At 73.8% G+C, this 15,624-nt stretch carries 14 protein-coding genes; 6 read left to right on the top strand and 8 right to left on the bottom strand.

All coding sequences use genetic code 11. The features are described 5' to 3' along the window. Window positions 1-33: 33 nt before the first annotated feature. The 4 genes from ACSYGO_RS16155 to ACSYGO_RS16140 all read right to left on the bottom strand — a co-directional run bounded on the left by ACSYGO_RS16155 (window position 34) and on the right by ACSYGO_RS16140 (window position 3,698). Window positions 34-666: a response regulator gene (locus ACSYGO_RS16155; protein ID WP_432175210.1), complete on the bottom strand. Its 633-nt coding sequence runs from the start codon at window positions 664-666 to the stop codon at window positions 34-36. 105 nt (window positions 667-771) lie between these two features. Further along, on the bottom strand, window positions 772-2,034 hold the full coding sequence (locus tag ACSYGO_RS16150; protein WP_460386922.1) for a sensor histidine kinase: 1,263 nt from the start codon (window positions 2,032-2,034) through the stop codon (window positions 772-774). 15 nt (window positions 2,035-2,049) lie between these two features. Continuing rightward, entirely contained in the window at window positions 2,050-2,769 is a 720-nt protein-coding gene (locus tag ACSYGO_RS16145) for an ABC transporter permease (RefSeq protein ID WP_460386920.1), read from the bottom strand. Beyond that, the gene (locus ACSYGO_RS16140) at window positions 2,769-3,698 is read right to left on the bottom strand and encodes an ABC transporter ATP-binding protein (protein WP_432175168.1); all 930 of its coding nucleotides are present in this window, start codon (window positions 3,696-3,698) and stop codon (window positions 2,769-2,771) included. The genes ACSYGO_RS16145 and ACSYGO_RS16140 overlap by 1 nt, the downstream gene beginning before the upstream one ends. A gap of 269 nt (window positions 3,699-3,967) precedes the next feature. Here ACSYGO_RS16140 and ACSYGO_RS16135 point away from each other — a divergent pair, with 269 nt between their 5' ends. The 3 genes from ACSYGO_RS16135 (at window position 3,968) to ACSYGO_RS16125 (ending at window position 6,959) form a co-directional block, all read left to right on the top strand. After that, window positions 3,968-4,825, top strand: a complete 858-nt coding sequence (locus ACSYGO_RS16135; protein ID WP_345643003.1) for a MaoC/PaaZ C-terminal domain-containing protein — start codon at window positions 3,968-3,970, stop codon at window positions 4,823-4,825. 94 nt (window positions 4,826-4,919) lie between these two features. Beyond that, on the top strand, window positions 4,920-5,996 hold the full coding sequence (locus ACSYGO_RS16130; protein ID WP_359490819.1) for a Zn-dependent alcohol dehydrogenase: 1,077 nt from the start codon (window positions 4,920-4,922) through the stop codon (window positions 5,994-5,996). Between the two features lie 24 nt (window positions 5,997-6,020). Further along, on the top strand, window positions 6,021-6,959 hold the full coding sequence (locus ACSYGO_RS16125) for a 3-oxoacyl-ACP reductase (RefSeq protein ID WP_426675688.1): 939 nt from the start codon (window positions 6,021-6,023) through the stop codon (window positions 6,957-6,959). Between the two features lie 63 nt (window positions 6,960-7,022). On the opposite strand, the gene ACSYGO_RS16120 is transcribed toward ACSYGO_RS16125, so the two are convergent. The 3 genes from ACSYGO_RS16120 to ACSYGO_RS16110 form a co-directional block, all read right to left on the bottom strand. Beyond that, complete coding sequence (locus ACSYGO_RS16120; protein WP_432185771.1) at window positions 7,023-8,144, bottom strand: helix-turn-helix transcriptional regulator; 1,122 nt, start codon at window positions 8,142-8,144, stop codon at window positions 7,023-7,025. A 226-nt stretch (window positions 8,145-8,370) separates the two neighbouring features. Next, window positions 8,371-8,535 (bottom strand): hypothetical protein, encoded by a 165-nt coding sequence (locus ACSYGO_RS16115; RefSeq protein ID WP_426675690.1) that lies wholly within the window; start codon window positions 8,533-8,535, stop codon window positions 8,371-8,373. A 49-nt stretch (window positions 8,536-8,584) separates the two neighbouring features. Next, window positions 8,585-10,003 carry a hypothetical protein gene (locus ACSYGO_RS16110; protein WP_460389721.1) on the bottom strand — a complete coding sequence of 473 codons (1,419 nt, stop codon included), beginning with the start codon at window positions 10,001-10,003 and terminating at the stop codon, window positions 8,585-8,587. A gap of 1,635 nt (window positions 10,004-11,638) precedes the next feature. Here ACSYGO_RS16110 and ACSYGO_RS16105 point away from each other — a divergent pair. The 3 genes from ACSYGO_RS16105 to ACSYGO_RS16095 are packed head-to-tail and all read left to right on the top strand — an operon-like array spanning window position 11,639 to window position 14,661. Next, the gene (locus ACSYGO_RS16105; protein WP_460386917.1) at window positions 11,639-12,490 is read left to right on the top strand and encodes a Nif3-like dinuclear metal center hexameric protein; all 852 of its coding nucleotides are present in this window, start codon (window positions 11,639-11,641) and stop codon (window positions 12,488-12,490) included. Next, the gene (locus ACSYGO_RS16100; RefSeq protein WP_426676046.1) at window positions 12,487-13,230 is read left to right on the top strand and encodes a zinc ribbon domain-containing protein; all 744 of its coding nucleotides are present in this window, start codon (window positions 12,487-12,489) and stop codon (window positions 13,228-13,230) included. The genes ACSYGO_RS16105 and ACSYGO_RS16100 overlap by 4 nt, the downstream gene beginning before the upstream one ends. A 12-nt stretch (window positions 13,231-13,242) precedes the next feature. Then, window positions 13,243-14,661: a bifunctional RNase H/acid phosphatase gene (locus ACSYGO_RS16095; RefSeq protein ID WP_460386915.1), complete on the top strand. Its 1,419-nt coding sequence runs from the start codon at window positions 13,243-13,245 to the stop codon at window positions 14,659-14,661. A gap of 136 nt (window positions 14,662-14,797) precedes the next feature. On the opposite strand, the gene ACSYGO_RS16090 is transcribed toward ACSYGO_RS16095, so the two are convergent. Beyond that, window positions 14,798-15,613 carry a helix-turn-helix domain-containing protein gene (locus ACSYGO_RS16090; RefSeq protein WP_426675693.1) on the bottom strand — a complete coding sequence of 272 codons (816 nt, stop codon included), beginning with the start codon at window positions 15,611-15,613 and terminating at the stop codon, window positions 14,798-14,800. Window positions 15,614-15,624 lie beyond the last annotated feature (11 nt).

The following is a 15,624-nucleotide window of genomic DNA, read 5'->3' as shown; positions in this document are numbered from 1 at the left end:
CGTGCCGGACGGCCGCGGCCTCCTCCGCCGGGATCACAGCCATCCCTGCTGACGGGCCTCCCGCATCGCCTCCATGCGGTTGCGGGTGCCCGTCTTGCCGATGGCGGAGGAGAGATAGTTGCGGACGGTCGACTCGGACAGGTGGAGCCTGCCGGCGATGTCGGCGACGGTGGCGCCGTCCACCGACGCCTTCAGCACGTCGCACTCGCGGGCGGTGAGCGGATTGGGGCCCGCGCTCAGCGCCGCCGCGGCGAGTGCCGGATCGATGACGGTCTCGCCGGTCAGCACCCGCCGGACGGCCTCCGCCAGCTCCTCCACGGGGCCGTCCTTGACCAGGAAGCCCGCCGCCCCCGCCTCCATGGCCCGCCGCAGATAGCCGGGCCGGCCGAAGGTGGTGAGGATCAGCACCCGGCAGTCGGGGGCCTGCCCGCGCAGTTCGGCGGCGGCGTCCAGCCCGCTCATCCCGGGCAGTTCGATGTCCAGCAGCGCCACATCGGGCCGGTGCGTCAGCACCGCGTCCACGATCGCGTCCCCGGCGGACACCTGGGCGACCACCTCGATGTCCGCCTCCATCCCCAGCAGCAGCGCGAGCGCTCCCCGCATCATCCCCTGGTCCTCGGCGAGCAGGACGCGAATGGACTTGGCTGGCCGGTGATCCCGGGGCATCTCGTTCACAGCGCAAGGGTAGGCGGCGGACCCTCATGACGTGCCCTGAACTGCGCCTCTGCGCAAGGCATCGGCACGGGGGTCCTTCTCACGCCGGCACCGCCCTCACGCCGGTACCTCCGTCAAGTCGGTCGCCTCCACGGGGAGTTCGGCCCGCACCTGGAAGCCGGCGCGGGCGCCCGGTCCCGCCTCCAGTGATCCGCCGGCCGTCGCGAGGCGCTCGGTGAGGCCCTTCAGGCCGGTGCCGCCGATGCCCGCGGCGGCGGCCGAGCCCGGGGACGAGGCGGTGGCCGGGCCCGTGCCGTCGTCCGTGACGGTCAGCCGGACACGGTCGGGGGTGCCGTCGACGGTGATCTCGCAGTGGGTCGCGCCACTGTGCCGCACGACATTGGTGACCGCCTCGCGGACCACCCAGCCCAGGAGCGCCTCGGTCTGCGGGACGAGCGGCGGCCCCGACTGCCGTACGACGGGCTCGACGCCGGCCGCGGACAGTGCGGAACGGGCGCGGTCCAGTTCCGTGGCCAGGCTGCCCTCCCGGTAGCCGGTGACCGCCTCACGGATCTCGGTCAGTGCCTGGCGGCCCACCGACTCGATGTCCGTGACCTGGACGAGTGCCGCGTCCAGGTCACGCGTGGCCAGCCTGCGGGCCGCCTCCGACTTCACCACGATCACCGACAGCGTGTGACCGAGCAGGTCGTGCAGGTCGCGGGAGAAACGCAGCCGCTCCTTCTCGACGGCGCGCCGCGCCAGTTCCTCGCGTGCCGCGCGCAGTTCGCGCACGGCCTCCGACAGGGAGAGGATCGCGGCCGTCACCATCGTGGACAGGAACGTGCCGTAGGCGACGTTCACCGCGTCCCAGCCGGCGCGGTACGCGGAGACCACGGCGGCGACCGCTGTCAGCGCGAACCCGGTCCGGCCGAGCCAGGCCCCCCGCACGATCGCGCCCGTGGCCAGTCCGAGCAGCGGGAAGAAGTACAGCCAGGTGCCGCCGTACACGATCGCCAGCGTGCAGGTGACCAGGCCCATCAGGACCAGCGCCACCCGGGTGGAGCGGGCCTCGCGCGTCTCCTTCACGAAGGCGCGGAAGGTCACGTAGATGTAGAGCGAGTTGAAGGCGAGCAAACCGATGGCGCCGATCCAGGGCTGTTGTGTCCGGCCCTGGAGGATGTTGGAGAAGGCGCCCATGCCCATCAGCAGCCACGGCAGCAGCGCGAAGCCGGTGGGCGGCGGGCCGGGGTCACGGACTTCCTTCCCCGAAGCGCGGGCGGCCCGCTGCTCGGTCTTGTACCGCTCCATGTCCGCCTTCCAGCGCGCCCGTGCCGCCCGCCATTCGTGCACCTGGCAGGTGACCCCTCGCATCCAGGACATGTCGCCGCTCCCCGCTCAGACGGTCCGTGCGGACCGACGGTACGCGAACACCGCGTACGAACCGAAGGCCAGCAGCCAGGCCGTGAGCACCGCCACCCCGCCCGCGGCGGGGGCGTGGCCGTCCGCGACCGAGACGCCCAGCTGCGCGAAGCGGTTCGTGGGGGTGTACACCGCCAGGGACCGCAGCCAGCCGGGGAACAGTTCGAGCGGGAACCACAGCCCGCCGACCACCGAAAGACCCAGGTTGCACACCATGTTGGTGACGCCCGTCGTCTGCGCGGTCAGCCGGTAGCCGTTGCCGAGGCCCAACAGGGTGAAGGGCACCGAGCCCAGCCACAGCAGCACCGCGATCGCCGCCCACTGCCACGCGTCGAGCCGTACGCCGTTGACCAGCCCGCCGGCCGCCAGCACCGCGGTGATCGCGGGCAGCACGGTGACCGATCCGGTCAGCGCCCGCCCGACCACCACCTCGCGCGGTGTCATCGGCGTCACCCGCAGCTGCCGCAGCCAGCCGATCACCTTGTCCTCGGCGACGCCGCCGCCGGTGTTCAGGGCCGAGCCGACCGCGCCGTACGCGGCCATGCCGACCATGGACGCCGTCTTCCACTCGCCGTCGTCACCGCCGCCGAGGTTGGTGAACAGCAGGTACATCATGACCGGCATCGCGATGCCGCCGATCACGAAGCCGGTGTCGCGCAGCGTCCGGCGCACTTCGAGCCGCAGATAGTCCAGCATCACACCGTCTCCAGAACCTGTGAGGTCAGCGCCATGAACGCGTCGTCGAGGGAGGCGGGCACGACCTCCAGGCCGCGTATCGCCCCGAGCTCGGCCAGCGCGATCACCGTCGCGTCCGAGTCGTCCGTGCGCAGCCGGGCCCGGTCGCCGCGTATCTCCACCGAGACGACGCCGGGCAGCAGCGCCAAGCCCTCCGTGCCCGCTCCCGCGAGGTCGACGGAGACCAGGTTGCCGCCCACCGACCGCTTGAGCTGCTCCCCGGTGCCGTCCGCGACGATCCGGCCGTGGTCGATGACGACGATCCGGTCCGCGTGCGCGTCGGCCTCCTCCAGGTAGTGCGTGGAGAAGACCACCGTGTGGCCGCGTCGCGCGTACCCCCGCATCGAGGCCCAGAAGGCGTGCCGCGCCTCCACGTCCAGGGCGGCGGTCGGCTCGTCGAGCACGATCAGCGCGGGATTCCCGGCGAGCGCCACCGCGAACCGCACCCTCTGCGCCTGTCCTCCGGAGAGCCGGTCGACGCGCCGGGCCGCCAGGTCGGCGATGCCCGCGAGTTCCAGCGCCTCGTCCACCGGCAGGGGCGCCGGGTAGCGTCCGGCCACGAAGCCCACCAGTTCCCGCACGGTGACGCGGGGCACCGGCCGTGTGTCCTGGAGCATCGCGCCGACCCGTCCGGCGCGTACGGACTCCTCCGGGCGGCCGCCGAAGAGCGTCACCGTGCCCTCGTCGGGCTCGTTCAGACCGAGCAGCAGGGAGATCGTCGTCGACTTGCCGGCGCCGTTGCGGCCCAGCAGCGCGACCGTCTCGCCCCGCGCGATCGTCAGGTTCACCCCGTCCACGGCGCGTATGTCGCCGAAGGTCTTGACCGCCCCCGTGAAGGACACGGCCGACCGTGTCCCCGCCACCGGCTCCGTCCCCGTCGTCTTTGTCATGGCTACGACGCTAGGGGCGGGCGGGCGCGCCCGGCAGATGCACTTGTGGGCGATCGGCCGGGACAAATGTCACGGGTGACCGTGGCGACCCACGGATCTGACATGGCGTCAGTAGTCTTCACAAGTGCTGGGCGCTGGGCTATACAAGGGGGCGCCGGACTGGAACGCGTTCTAGCACGGGCGGGTTCCGCGGCCCAGTGTCGACCTCGGTGCGGCCGACGGTGCGGACGGCCGCACCGAGGTCTCTCGCGCTAGTCATCAGGAGCCCCATGCCCATTGACGCCGCCAAGGCCGTCGCCGCGGAACCCCGGACCGGAGAGATCACCTGGAACCACCGGGACGTCCAGCTCTACCACCTGGGCGTCGGCGCGGGCGTCCCCGCGACCGACCCCGACGAGCTGCGCTACACCCTCGAATCCAGGCTGCACGTCCTGCCCAGCTTCGCGACCGTCGCGGGCGCCGGCTCTCCCGGAGTGATCAGCGGACTGTCCATGCCCGGTGTCGACGTCGACCTCGCCCGCGTCCTGCACGGCGGCCAGACCGTGCGGCTGCACCGCCCGATCCCCGTCGAGGGCACCGCCACCGCCACCGGACGCATCGCCGCCGTCTACGACAAGGGCAAGGCCGCGATCCTCGTCATGCGCACCGAGGTCGCCGACACCGACGGCCCGCTGTGGACCAACGACGCCCAGATCTTCGTGCGAGGGGAAGGCGGCTGGGGCGGCGACCGCGGCCCCTCCACCCGCCTCGAAGCGCCGACTGGCCCACCGGACCGCACCGTCGAACGGCCCGTCCGCGAGGACCAGGCGCTGCTCTACCGGCTCTCCGGGGACTGGAACCCGCTGCACGCCGACCCCGAGTTCGCCAAACTCGCCGGATTCGACCGGCCCATCCTGCACGGGCTGTGCACCTACGGAATGACGCTCAAGGCGGTCGTCGACACCCTCCTGGGCGGCGACGTCACCCGCGTCCGTTCGTACACCACACGCTTCGCCGGCGTCGTCTTCCCCGGCGAGACCCTGCGCATCCGGATGTGGCGGCGGGACGGTTCGGTCCAGGTGGCGGTCGGCGCGGTCGAACGGGACGACGCCCCGGTACTGGCCGACACGGTCGTCGAACACTCCTGAGCGCCGCCGGACACCCCAGGGCCGCCGGCACCCAGGACTCCAGCACTTCAGTACGCCCGCACTTCCGAGGGGACCTTCCGAGGGGAGCCGCACCATGCGCGCAGCCGTACAGCAGGAGATAGGCCAGGACAAGCTCGAAGTGTTCGACGACGTCGAGGCGGTGGGCTTCGGTCCCGGCAAGGTGAGGATCCGGGTGCGCGCCACCGGGCTGTGCCACTCGGACCTGTCCGCGATGAACGGCGTACTGCCGCAGCCCGCGCCGTTCGTCCCCGGCCACGAGGGCGCCGGGGAGATCACCGAGGTCGGCGACGGGGTGAGCCACCTCAAGCCCGGCGACCGGGTCGTCGTCTGCTGGCTGCCCGCCTGCGGCGTCTGCCCCGCCTGCAAGCGCGGGCAGACCGAACTGTGTCTGGCCGGCTTCATGAACGCGGGCACCCCCAACTTCAAACGCCCCGGCGGCGACGTCTTCGGCTTCGCCGGCACCGGCACCTTCACCGAGGAGGTCGTCGTCGACGCGGGCTGCGCGGTGCCCATCCCCGACGACGTGCCCTACGACATCGCGGCCCTCATCGGCTGCGGCGTCACCACCGGACTCGGTGCCGCCCTCAACACCGCCGACCTGGAGGCCGGTTCGTCGGTCGCCGTCATCGGCTGCGGCGGCGTCGGCATCTCCGCGATCCAGGGCGCGCGGCTCAAGGGCGCCGCCGAGATCGTCGCCGTCGACCCGGTCGCCTCGCGCCGCGAGGCCGCGCTGAGGTTCGGCGCGACGAAGGCCCTTTCGCCCGACGAACTCGCCGACGCCAAACAGTCGGTGACGGGCGGCGAGGGCTTCGACTACGTCTTCGAGGTCGTCGGCAAGTCGGCCACGGCACGCACGGCGTACGACAACACCCGCCGCGGCGGAACCCTCGTGGTCGTCGGCGCGGGAGCCATGGACGACTTCCTCCAGCTCAACATGTTCGAGCTGTTCTTCGACGAGAAGCGCATCCTGCCCTCCATGTACGGCGGCGGGGACGTCCTCAGGTCCTACGAACGCACCATCGCCCTGTGGCGGGCCGGCCGCATCGACCTGGAGGGCCTGATCACCCACCGGGTGCCGCTGGCCGGGATCAACGAGGCACTCGACCAGATGCGTACGGGCACCGCGCTGCGCACCTGCATCGAGATCTGACCCCCACAACCGCTAAGGACCCTGATGTCACTGCCACTTGAAGGGCTCACCGCGATCGTCACCGGCGCGGGACGCGGCCTCGGCCGGGCCGAGGCGCTGGAACTGGCCCGGCTGGGCGCGGCCGTCGTCGTGAACGACTTCGGTCAGCCCGGGCGGGACGGGTCGGGCGCGTCCTCGGCCACGCCCGCCGAGGAGGTCGCCGCCGAGATCCGCGCCGCGGGCGGCCGGGCCGTCGCCCACACCGGGGACGTCGCCGACCACGAACAGGCCCGCCTGCTGGTGGAACTGGCGGTCACCGAGTTCGGAAAACTCGACGTCCTCGTCAACAACGCGGGCATCCTGCGCGACCGGATGGTCTTCTCGATGTCCGAGGACGAATGGGACTCGGTGATCCGGGTGCACCTGAAGGGCCACTTCAACACCACCCGCTTCGCGTCCGCGCACTGGCGGGCGCGGTCCAAGGAGGCCGGCGGCCCCGTGTACGGGCGCATCGTGAACACCTCCTCGGAGGCCTTCCTCGCGGGCTCCGCCGGACAGCCCAACTACGCGGCGGCGAAGGGCGGGATCGTCGGCCTGACCACGTCGAGCGCCCTGGCGCTGGCCAAGTACGGCGTCACGGCGAACGTCATCTGCCCGCGCGCACGGACCCGGATGACGGAGGACGTCTTCGCGGGCTTCGCCGAGCCCGACGAGGGCCTCGACCCGCTCGCCCCCGAGCATGTCGCCCCGCTCGTCGGCTATCTGGCCGCGCCCGCCGCCGGACATGTCAACGGACAGCTCATCGTCGTGCACGGCGGCATGGTCGCGATCGTCGAACGCCCCCGCGTCGCCGCCAAGTTCGACTCCAAGCAGGACGCCTTCAGCCACGACGAGCTCGACGCGCTGCTCACGCCGTACTACGCCGACCGGCCGAAGGGCGAGACGTTCGCGGCGGTGGAGGTGCTGGGACTCAAGCACGGCTGACGACCGTGCGGGGCGGCCCGCTTCCGGGCCGCCCCGGCGCCGGGCCGCCGCGGTTCCGGGAGTTCAGTCGTCCGGGCCGCCGAGCAGGCGGCCGTCGGTCGACAGGGGAGGGTGCGCCAGCTGGGGCACGTAGTGCCGGAAGAACAGCTCGGCGACGAGTTCCCGGCGGCTGCGCACCCCCACCTTGTCGAAGATCTGCTTGAGATGGTCCTGGACGGTGTACGCGGAGACCCCGAGCTGCCGGGCGATCTCACTGGTCGAGCGGCCCAGCAGCACCAGCTGGGCGATCTGCCGGGCACGCGGCGACAGCCCGTACACGTCGAGGACCAGCGCGGTCAGCTCGCCGGGATCGGTGGGGCCGACCGACACCACCGTGGTGGGTTCGCCGCCCTGGTCGACGGGCCAGGCCCGCAGCGAGATCCACCGTCCCGCGCTCGTCGGCGCCCGCACATGCGCGCCGGCCCCCGCCACCTCGCCCCGCGCCTGCACGGCCAGCGCCCGCATCAGGTAGGGGCCCGCCTTGCCGCGGCCCGGCGCGTGCCGTTCCTGCAACCGGTCCAGCCAGTGCTGCGCCGTCGGCGACATCGACCGCACCTCCAGGTCGCCGTCGAGGACCACCCAGCCCGGCGCGTCCGGCAGCGGGCCCGAGTCCACGCCGGACAACAGCAGCGAACGGCGCAGCGCGGCACAGGCCGGCACGCTCACCGCCTCGGCGACGGCGAGATCGGCCGAGGAGAAGGCGCGGGTGTGCCCGTCCCGGCAGAGCACGAGCAGACCCCAGGTGCGCCGGCCGTCCCGCAGCAGGACGCGCAACTCGTCGGTGAGCCCCAGGGGGTGCAGGATCTCGCGGTAGTACTTGCTGTCGTCGAGCCGGCCGTGGGTGGAGCGGCTCAGCAGGCTCACCCTGCCCGGACGCCGGGCCAGCGCCCGCAGGTTGTCGACGTCGTCCTGCTCCACGTGCTCGATCTCGAAGAGGCGGCGCATGCTCGACTCGGGGAAGCCGGACTCGTGCTGGCCCCCGGTGTCCAGCAGCGTCGAGGGGTCGAGGACGACTCCGCACCAGATGTCCGCCGGCACGGCGTCGAGCAGGACGCGGCTGGTGCGGTCGAGGACGGCGAGTGCGCTGAGCTCGCCGCGCAGGGCGCGTTCGAGGCGGGCGGTGGTCTCGGCAGGAGTCATCGGCATGTCCCCCGAATATCGGCCCGTCATATCCCAGGAATCTGGGATACCCCCGTGGATGTCAGTTCCGTACCGTGGGTCTCGATTGTGGGGGCCGGTCCGCAGCCGGACAAGGCCGCCGCGACAGCGGGGGAGTCGGACGCCGCCCGCACGTGGGGCCCGGGGGAGCCCCGCACAGAACGGCCCCGCTCGCCGTCGGCGAGCGGGGCCGTGTGCCGGTTGCGACGTGCCGTCAGACCGACAGGTCCGTCTGCCCGGACGGCTTGCGGTGGCGTCCTTGTGGGGTCGCCTCGTCGTCATGGCCGGAGACCGGACCGCGGTGCCTGCCGTGACCTTCGGCGAGTGCCGTGGCCTCGTCGGCGGTGACCTGCGGTTCCTTGATGCTGGTGTCGTTCATCTGAAGTGTTCACCCCGTATGCAAGATCCTTCTGTACAGCCGGGGGATTCTAACCGGCCGTCACCACGGAGGTGTCGGCGGGTGACGGAACCGGGGCGACCGGACGCACCACCCGGCCCTCCAGGGGCGCCTGCTGGAGAGGGACGGGACGGGCGACGAGGGGCGGGTCGGGGGCCTGAACGGCGTCCCGGTCAGGACCCCCTTCCGCTTCCCCTTCCCCCACCGCCGCGGGCGCTCCCACCCGGGCCACGCCGCACCGCACCGCCCCCGTCGCGTACGGCAGTTGGAGCACCCCCTCTCTGGTCCACAGTCCGGTGCCCGCCAGCCATCCCGCCGGCGCGGGGAGTTGGTGGACATGGCGTTCGGCGGGGCGCCAGATGCCCAGCCAGGTGCCGGCCGGGCCGTCGATGCGCAGGGCCACCGCACAGGTCTCGGGCGTGAGGACCTGGCCGGGCTGGATCGCGAAGGGCGTGACGGTGTGTTCCGGCGCACGCAGGCAGTCCGGGAAGCGGACCGGGAGGGTGCTGCCGAGGACGCCCCAGCCGAGGCGGTCGTGGCCCGGCGACGGCGCGTCGGAGCGGATGAGCAGGAGCCCGCTGTCGGCGTCCGCGAGGAGCAGGCGGTCGTTGCTGCGCTCGGTGATCTGAAGGAGCGGGGACATCTCGCCGCCGCGCTCCAGGTCGACGACCACCGTCTTGGTGCGGCCGTCCTGGAACCGGTCCAGGGCGAGCAGCCGGCCGGTGCGGTCCAGCCAGACGCCGCCCGAGCAGTGGCCCGGCACCTCGGCGACGTGCTCGGGGCCGAACGCGCCGCCCGCCACCAGCCACACCGTCGTGGAGCCGCGGCCGACGGCGAGGGCGTACGCGCGCTCCCCGCCCGGCGCGGGCGGCAGCAGCCGCAGCCGGGTGTCGCTGTCGGGGCACTCGACGGCGCCGAGCGGCAGTTCGCCGGTGCCCGGCCCCGTCGGGTACAGCAGCGAGAAGGTGTGCCGACCGGCCACGACGCGGTGGATCAACACCCGTCCGTCGGTCAGCGGCTGCACCTCCGTGCCGGGCTCCTCCGGCTGGTTGACCGGCAGCGGCACGGCGTACGGCTCGGGCCCGTCCAGCGTCCAGCGCTCCGGGTACCAGGACGCGCCGTCGAGGGCGAGCCGGGCGGCGTACGTGCCGTCGGCGGCGATCACACACCCGGGCCTCGCGGCCCACGCGCCCTCGTCCACGCCCACCGCCTCCACATCGGTCCCGCCCGCCCCGTCCCGGACCTGGCCACCTGCGTCCCCGTCCCGGACCTGGCCACCTCTGTCCCTGTCCCGGACCTGGCCACCTGCGTCCCCGACCGCCCCGTCGTGGACGTGGCCACCCAGGTTTCCGACCCGGACCCAGCCGCCGGCTCCTCCGGCGCGGTCGGCCGTGCCCCGGCTCGCGCGCTCCCGGGGGCCACCGGAGGCGGGGGCCGCCGCGCTCGCCATGGCTTCTGCGGCGCGGTCCGCCGCGTCGTTCGCCGCGCGGCCCGCAGCGCCGCCGCCCGCCGCGCCGCCGCCCGCGAGCCTGGCGGCGCTGTCCCGCGTGGTGCCACCGGCAGCGTCGGTCGCGCCGTTCGCCGCGACGACCCACGCGCCGCCGGCCGCACGCTGCAGAGGGACACCGGCGGCGCGGCCACCGGCGCTCCGGACGACGACGCCCGTGGTGCGGTCGGCCGCGATCCCCGCCGCGGGCCCCCACGCGACGACTGCGGCGCCGCCGACCGGGCTCCCGGCCGCGATGCCGACGGCGGGTTTCGCCATGGCCCGGGTCGCGCTGTTCGTTTCTGCACCGGTGGCGGGGTTCGCCGTTGTCCAGGTCGCGGGGTCCGCCGCGACGCCGACGGCCGGGCCGGGCACGGTCCAGTTCGTGCCGGCTGTCGCGGTGTCGACGGTGGGGCCGGGTGCGTTTCGCGACGCGCTGTCCGTCGTGATGCCGAGGGCGGGGCCGGTTAGGTTTCGCGGCGCGCTGTCCGTCGCGGTGTCGACGGTGGGGCTGGGCACGTCCTGGGGTGTGCTGTGCGTGTCGGTGTCGGCGGCGGGGTGCGTCATGGTCCAGGTCGCGGTGTCCGCCGCGTCGTCGACCGTGGGGGCAGGCATGGTCCAGTTCGTGCCGGCTGTCGCGACCTCGACGGTGGGGTCGGCCGGGATCCCGGTCGAGTTCTCCCGCGCGATCCGTACGGCGCGGTCGAGCGCGCTCCCCGCCGTGTCACCGGGGGAGGGGTTCGTCGTGCCGTCCGTGCGGGGGCTCACGTCGTGGTTCACCGCGACCCAGGTCGTGCTCGGTGTCCCGAGGCCCACGGCGGGTTCGGGGGTGCTCCTCGTCGTGCGCCCCGCAGCGCCGGCCGCGGCGTGGTCCGCCGCACCCCTCGTCGTGCCGTCCCGCACGTCACCCGCGGCGCGGTCGGAGGCGTTCTCCTCCGCGCTGCCTGGGACAGGGACCGCCGCGAGCCACACCGTACGCCCGGCCGCGCCCTGCGCCGCGAGGACCGCAGCGGGCTCGGCCGCGGAGCCCGGCACGTCCCCCGCCGTGGCGATCGCGACGCGTTCCGGGGCGACCCCGGGTGCGTTGCCGGGCGTCAGGCCCGCGGTGGGCCCCGGCGCGGCGCCCGGAGTGTTCCCAGCCGGGCGGTCCGTCGCGGGCGGCGATGCCGCGGGCGCCGCCGCCGCGGTCTCCGCCGGCGCCCCCGCGGAGCGGTCCGGCACGAACTCCGCCGCCGTCCCCGCCGGGTGATCCGCCGCGAGCGGTGTCGTCGTGTGGTCCGGTACGAGCCCCGCGGGGCCCTCCGGCACGAGCCCCGACGCGTTCTCCGCCCCGGGCTCCGTCGCACAGGCCGTCATCGTTCGGTCACCTCCGGCGACGAAGCTAGTTTTCGCACGCACAGACGTGGGACCGACGAGCTGCCGCTTCACACATAAGGGTGGCCATGTCGGGATTCGCCTGAGGAAACGGGGGCGGGTGTGCTGAACGGTGGTCAGGAGACGGGGCGGACCGCGTGCGCCGGAGCCCGTCCGCCGCCGGGCCCCTGGTCGAGTGGCCCGCGACAGGACGGGCACGGACACGGGGCAGGTAGCCTTTTCCCCGTGCCCCGTCTGTCTGAAGTCATCGCCGCGCTCGACGCCCTCTGGCCCCCCGAGAGGGCCGAGGGATGGGACGCGGTCGGCACCGTCTGCGGCGACCCCGACCAGGGGGTCACGCGCGTCCTGTTCGCCGTCGACCCGGTACAGGACATCGTCGACGAGGCGGTGAAGCTGGGCGCCGACCTGCTCGTCACCCACCACCCGCTCTACCTCCGCGGTACGACGACGGTCGCGGCCGGCACCTTCAAGGGCCGGGTCGTCCACACCCTGATCAAGAACGACGTCGCGCTGCACGTGGCCCACACCAACGCGGACCGCGCCGACCCCGGCGTCTCGGACGCCCTCGCCGGCGCGCTGGACCTGCGGGTCGTACGGCCCCTCGTGCCGGACCCCACCGACCCGGAGGGCCGCCGCGGCCTGGGCCGCGTCTGCGAGCTGGACCATCCGCTGACCGTCCGCGAATTCGCCGCGCGCGTCGCCGAGCGGCTGCCCGCCACCGCGCAGGGCATCCGTGTCGCCGGCGACCCCGGGACACTCGTACGGACCGTGGCGGTCAGCGGCGGCTCGGGCGACAGCCTCTTCGACGACGTGCGCGCCGCCGGCGTGGACGCCTTCCTCACCGCGGACCTGCGCCACCATCCGGTGTCCGAGGCCCGCGCCCACAGTCCTCTCGCGCTGCTCGACGCGGCGCACTGGGCCACCGAGTGGCCCTGGTGCGAGCTGGCCGCCGCCCAGCTCGACGAGATCTCCGACCGGCACGGATGGGGACTTCGCGTCCACGTCTCCAAGACGGTCACCGACCCCTGGACCGCCCACGCGGCCTCTCACACCGACACATCAGGAGCCCCCAACTGAACGCCGCGCCCGCCGACCAGATCCGACTTCTCGACGTCCAGTCCCTCGACGTACGCCTGCAGCAGCTCGCGCACAAGCGGAGGTCGCTGCCCGAGCACGCCGAGATCGACTCGTTGAACAAGGACCTCACGCAGCTGCGCGACCTGCTCGTCGCCGCGCAGACCGAGGAGAGCGACTGCGCCCGCGAGCAGACCAAGGCCGAGCAGGACGTCGACCAGGTGCGCCAGCGCGCGGCCCGCGACCAGCAGCGCCTCGACTCGGGTGCCGTCACCTCCCCGAAGGACCTGGAGAACCTCCAGCGCGAGATCACCTCCCTCGCCAAGCGCCAGGGCGACCTCGAGGACGTCGTCCTGGAGGTCATGGAGCGCCGTGAGTCCGCCCAGGAGCGGGTGGCCGAGCTGACCGGCCGCGTCTCCTCCGTGCAGCAGAAGATCGACGACGCGACCGCCCGCAGGGACGCGGCCTTCGAGCAGCTCGACGGCGAGTCGGCCTCGGTGACCAAGGAGCGCGAGGTCATCGCCGGCACCATCCCCGCCGACCTGCTGAAGCTCTACGACAAGCTGCGCGAGCAGCAGGGCGGCATCGGCGCCGCGCGGCTCTACCAGCGCCGCTGCGAGGGTTGCCGCCTGGAGCTCAACATCACCGAGGTCAACGAGGTGAAGGCGGCCTCCCCGGACACCGTGCTGCGCTGCGAGAACTGCCGCCGCATCCTGGTGCGCACCTCCGAGTCCGGCCTGTAAGGGGCCCGGCGCGTGCGGGAGTTCATCGTCGAGGCCGACGGCGGTTCCCGGGGCAACCCGGGGCCCGCGGGCTACGGCTCCGTGGTCGCCGACGCGGCCACGGGCCAGACCCTGGTGGAGCGCGCCGAGTACATCGGCATCGCCACCAACAACGTGGCCGAGTACAAGGGTCTGGTGGCGGGCCTGCGCGCGGCCCGCGAGCTGGACCCGACCGCCTCGGTCCGGGTCCGCATGGACTCCAAACTGGTCGTCGAGCAGATGTCGGGGCGCTGGAAGATCAAGCACCCGGACATGAAGCCGCTGGCCGCCGAGGCGGCGCGGATCTTCCCGGCGTCGCAGGTGACGTACGAGTGGATCCCCCGGGAGCGCAACAAGCACGCGGACCGGCTGGCCAACGAGGCGATGGACGCGGGCAAGCGCGGGGAGCAGTGGTCGCCGTCCGCGTCGACGGCGGAGCCGGCCGCGCGGGCCACGACGGCCGGCCCGCCCGAGCCGTCCGGCCCGCCCGGGGACGCGGCGGCGGGCGCCGCGAGGGCCCGCGCGGCCCTGGCGGGCGCACGCGACGACACCACACCCTCTGCCACACCGATGTCGGGAGCGCCCCTTCAGGGGCGCGGGGAACTGCGCGCCCAGCCCGCAGAGACCCGCGGTTCGACGACATCCCACACCCCCCGGCACCCCTCCGGCGACGCCGCGACGTCGGAGGCCGACAGGCGCGCCGCGCGAACCGTGGCGGCAACGACAGGCACGGCCGCCCCCGCGCAGGGCAAGGCACCGACCGTCGGCTGGGGCGCGGCCCCCGACATGGGTGCTCCCGCCACCTTCGTCCTGCTGCGCCACGGCGAGACCCCGCTGACCCCGCAGAAGCGCTTCTCGGGCAGCGGCGGCAGCGACCCGTCGCTGTCGGACGCGGGCCGTGAACAGGCCGAAAGGGTCGCCGCGGCGCTCGCCGCACGCGGCACGATCCAGGCGATCGTGGCGTCGCCGCTCGCCCGGACCCGGCAGACCGCGGGCGCGGTGGCCGCACGGCTCGGACTCGACGTGACCATCGAGGAGGGGCTGCGCGAGACGGACTTCGGCGCCTGGGAGGGGCTGACGTTCGGCGAGGTCAGGGAGCGCTACCCGGACGACCTGAACGCCTGGCTCGCCTCACCGAGGGCCGAACCGACCGGCGGCGGCGAGAGCTTCACGGCGACCGCACGCCGCGTCGCCGCCGCGCGCGACAGGCTGATCGCCGCGTACGCGGGCCGCACGGTCCTGCTCGTCACGCATGTCACGCCGATCAAGTCGCTGGTGCGTCTGGCGCTCGGCGCCCCGCCGGAGTCCCTGTTCCGCATGGAACTGTCCGCGGCCTCGCTCTCCGCGGTGGCGTACTACGCGGACGGCAACGCGAGCGTACGGCTGTTCAACGACACCTCTCACCTGCGCTGAGCCCACCCACGCGGAGGCCGGCACCCGTCGTCCGCACGCAGGCGGGCGCCCGGGGTCCGGAGGCGCGCGCTCCTCGTGCGCGCGGAGGCCGGCACCCAGGGTCCGCGCCGAGGCCGGCACCCGGGGCCCGCGTCCGTCACCCGCGCCGCGCCCCGCGCGCGGCGGCACGGTCGCGCAGGATCGAGGCGGTCTCCCGGTCCGCCGGGAGGAACGCCTCCAGGTGCAGTTCGGCGAGCGTGACGTCCACGGCCGTCGCGAAGGACGTCAGCGTCGTGAGGAGTCTCAACTCGCCCTCGGCGCACCGCAGTCGCAGCGGCACGGCGAAGCCGACGTAGTCCGTGGCGGGCTCGCTCGCCGGCACGTACCCGGCCAGTTCCCCGGCGAGCGCGTCCAGGAGCGGGTCGGGGCTGCGCAGGGCGCGGGCCCGCAGGCTCTCCACGATGTGCCGGCCCCACACGTCGAGGTTCACCACCCGCGGCCCCATGCCGCGCGGATGCAGCGCCAGCCGCAGCACGTTCACCGGGGGCGCGAGCAGTCCGGGCGCGGCACCCTCCGTGAGCACGTCGAACGCCGCGTTGGCCGCGACGAGTTCACCCCGGGGACCCGCCACCACGGCCGGATACGGAAGGTGCCCTTCGAGGATGCCGTCCAGTGCCTCCCGTACGGGCTTCAGGGCGACCGCGTCCAGGGACGACTCGGTGAACGCCGGGGCGTAACCGGCGGCGAGGAGCAGCGCGTTGCGCTCGCGCAGGGTCAGCTCCAGCGACTCGGCGAGCCGGATCACGATCTCCCTGCCGGGCAGTGAACGCCCGCGCTCCATGAAACTGACGTACCGCTGCGTCGTCCCCGCGCGCGAGGCGAGCTCCAGCTGGCTCACCCGGCGCGCGGTGCGCCAGCGCAGCAACTCCCGTGCGAAGGCGGACGGTTCGGTCGCGGGGGTGCCGGTGGTCATGGCTCAGTTGT

The sequence above is a fragment of the Streptomyces krungchingensis genome (assembly GCF_054729265.1).
This window is presented reverse-complemented; position numbering and strand designations above follow the sequence as displayed.

Excerpts from the sequence above, each read along its gene's own strand:
- ACSYGO_RS16110 (WP_460389721.1), bottom strand. The coding sequence starts at position 10,003 with ATGGCGAGCGCGGCGGCCCCCGCCTCCGGTGGCCCCCGGGAGCGCGCG.
- ACSYGO_RS16115 (WP_426675690.1), bottom strand. The coding sequence starts at position 8,535 with ATGAACGACACCAGCATCAAGGAACCGCAGGTCACCGCCGACGAGGCC.
- ACSYGO_RS16090 (WP_426675693.1), bottom strand. The coding sequence starts at position 15,613 with ATGACCACCGGCACCCCCGCGACCGAACCGTCCGCCTTCGCACGGGAG.
- ACSYGO_RS16130 (WP_359490819.1), top strand. The coding sequence starts at position 4,920 with ATGCGCGCAGCCGTACAGCAGGAGATAGGCCAGGACAAGCTCGAAGTG.
- ACSYGO_RS16145 (WP_460386920.1), bottom strand. The coding sequence starts at position 2,769 with ATGCTGGACTATCTGCGGCTCGAAGTGCGCCGGACGCTGCGCGACACC.
- ACSYGO_RS16135 (WP_345643003.1), top strand. The coding sequence starts at position 3,968 with ATGCCCATTGACGCCGCCAAGGCCGTCGCCGCGGAACCCCGGACCGGA.
- ACSYGO_RS16150 (WP_460386922.1), bottom strand. The coding sequence starts at position 2,034 with ATGTCCTGGATGCGAGGGGTCACCTGCCAGGTGCACGAATGGCGGGCG.
- ACSYGO_RS16125 (WP_426675688.1), top strand. The coding sequence starts at position 6,021 with ATGTCACTGCCACTTGAAGGGCTCACCGCGATCGTCACCGGCGCGGGA.
- ACSYGO_RS16120 (WP_432185771.1), bottom strand. The coding sequence starts at position 8,144 with ATGCCGATGACTCCTGCCGAGACCACCGCCCGCCTCGAACGCGCCCTG.
- ACSYGO_RS16155 (WP_432175210.1), bottom strand. The coding sequence starts at position 666 with ATGCCCCGGGATCACCGGCCAGCCAAGTCCATTCGCGTCCTGCTCGCC.
- ACSYGO_RS16140 (WP_432175168.1), bottom strand. The coding sequence starts at position 3,698 with ATGACAAAGACGACGGGGACGGAGCCGGTGGCGGGGACACGGTCGGCC.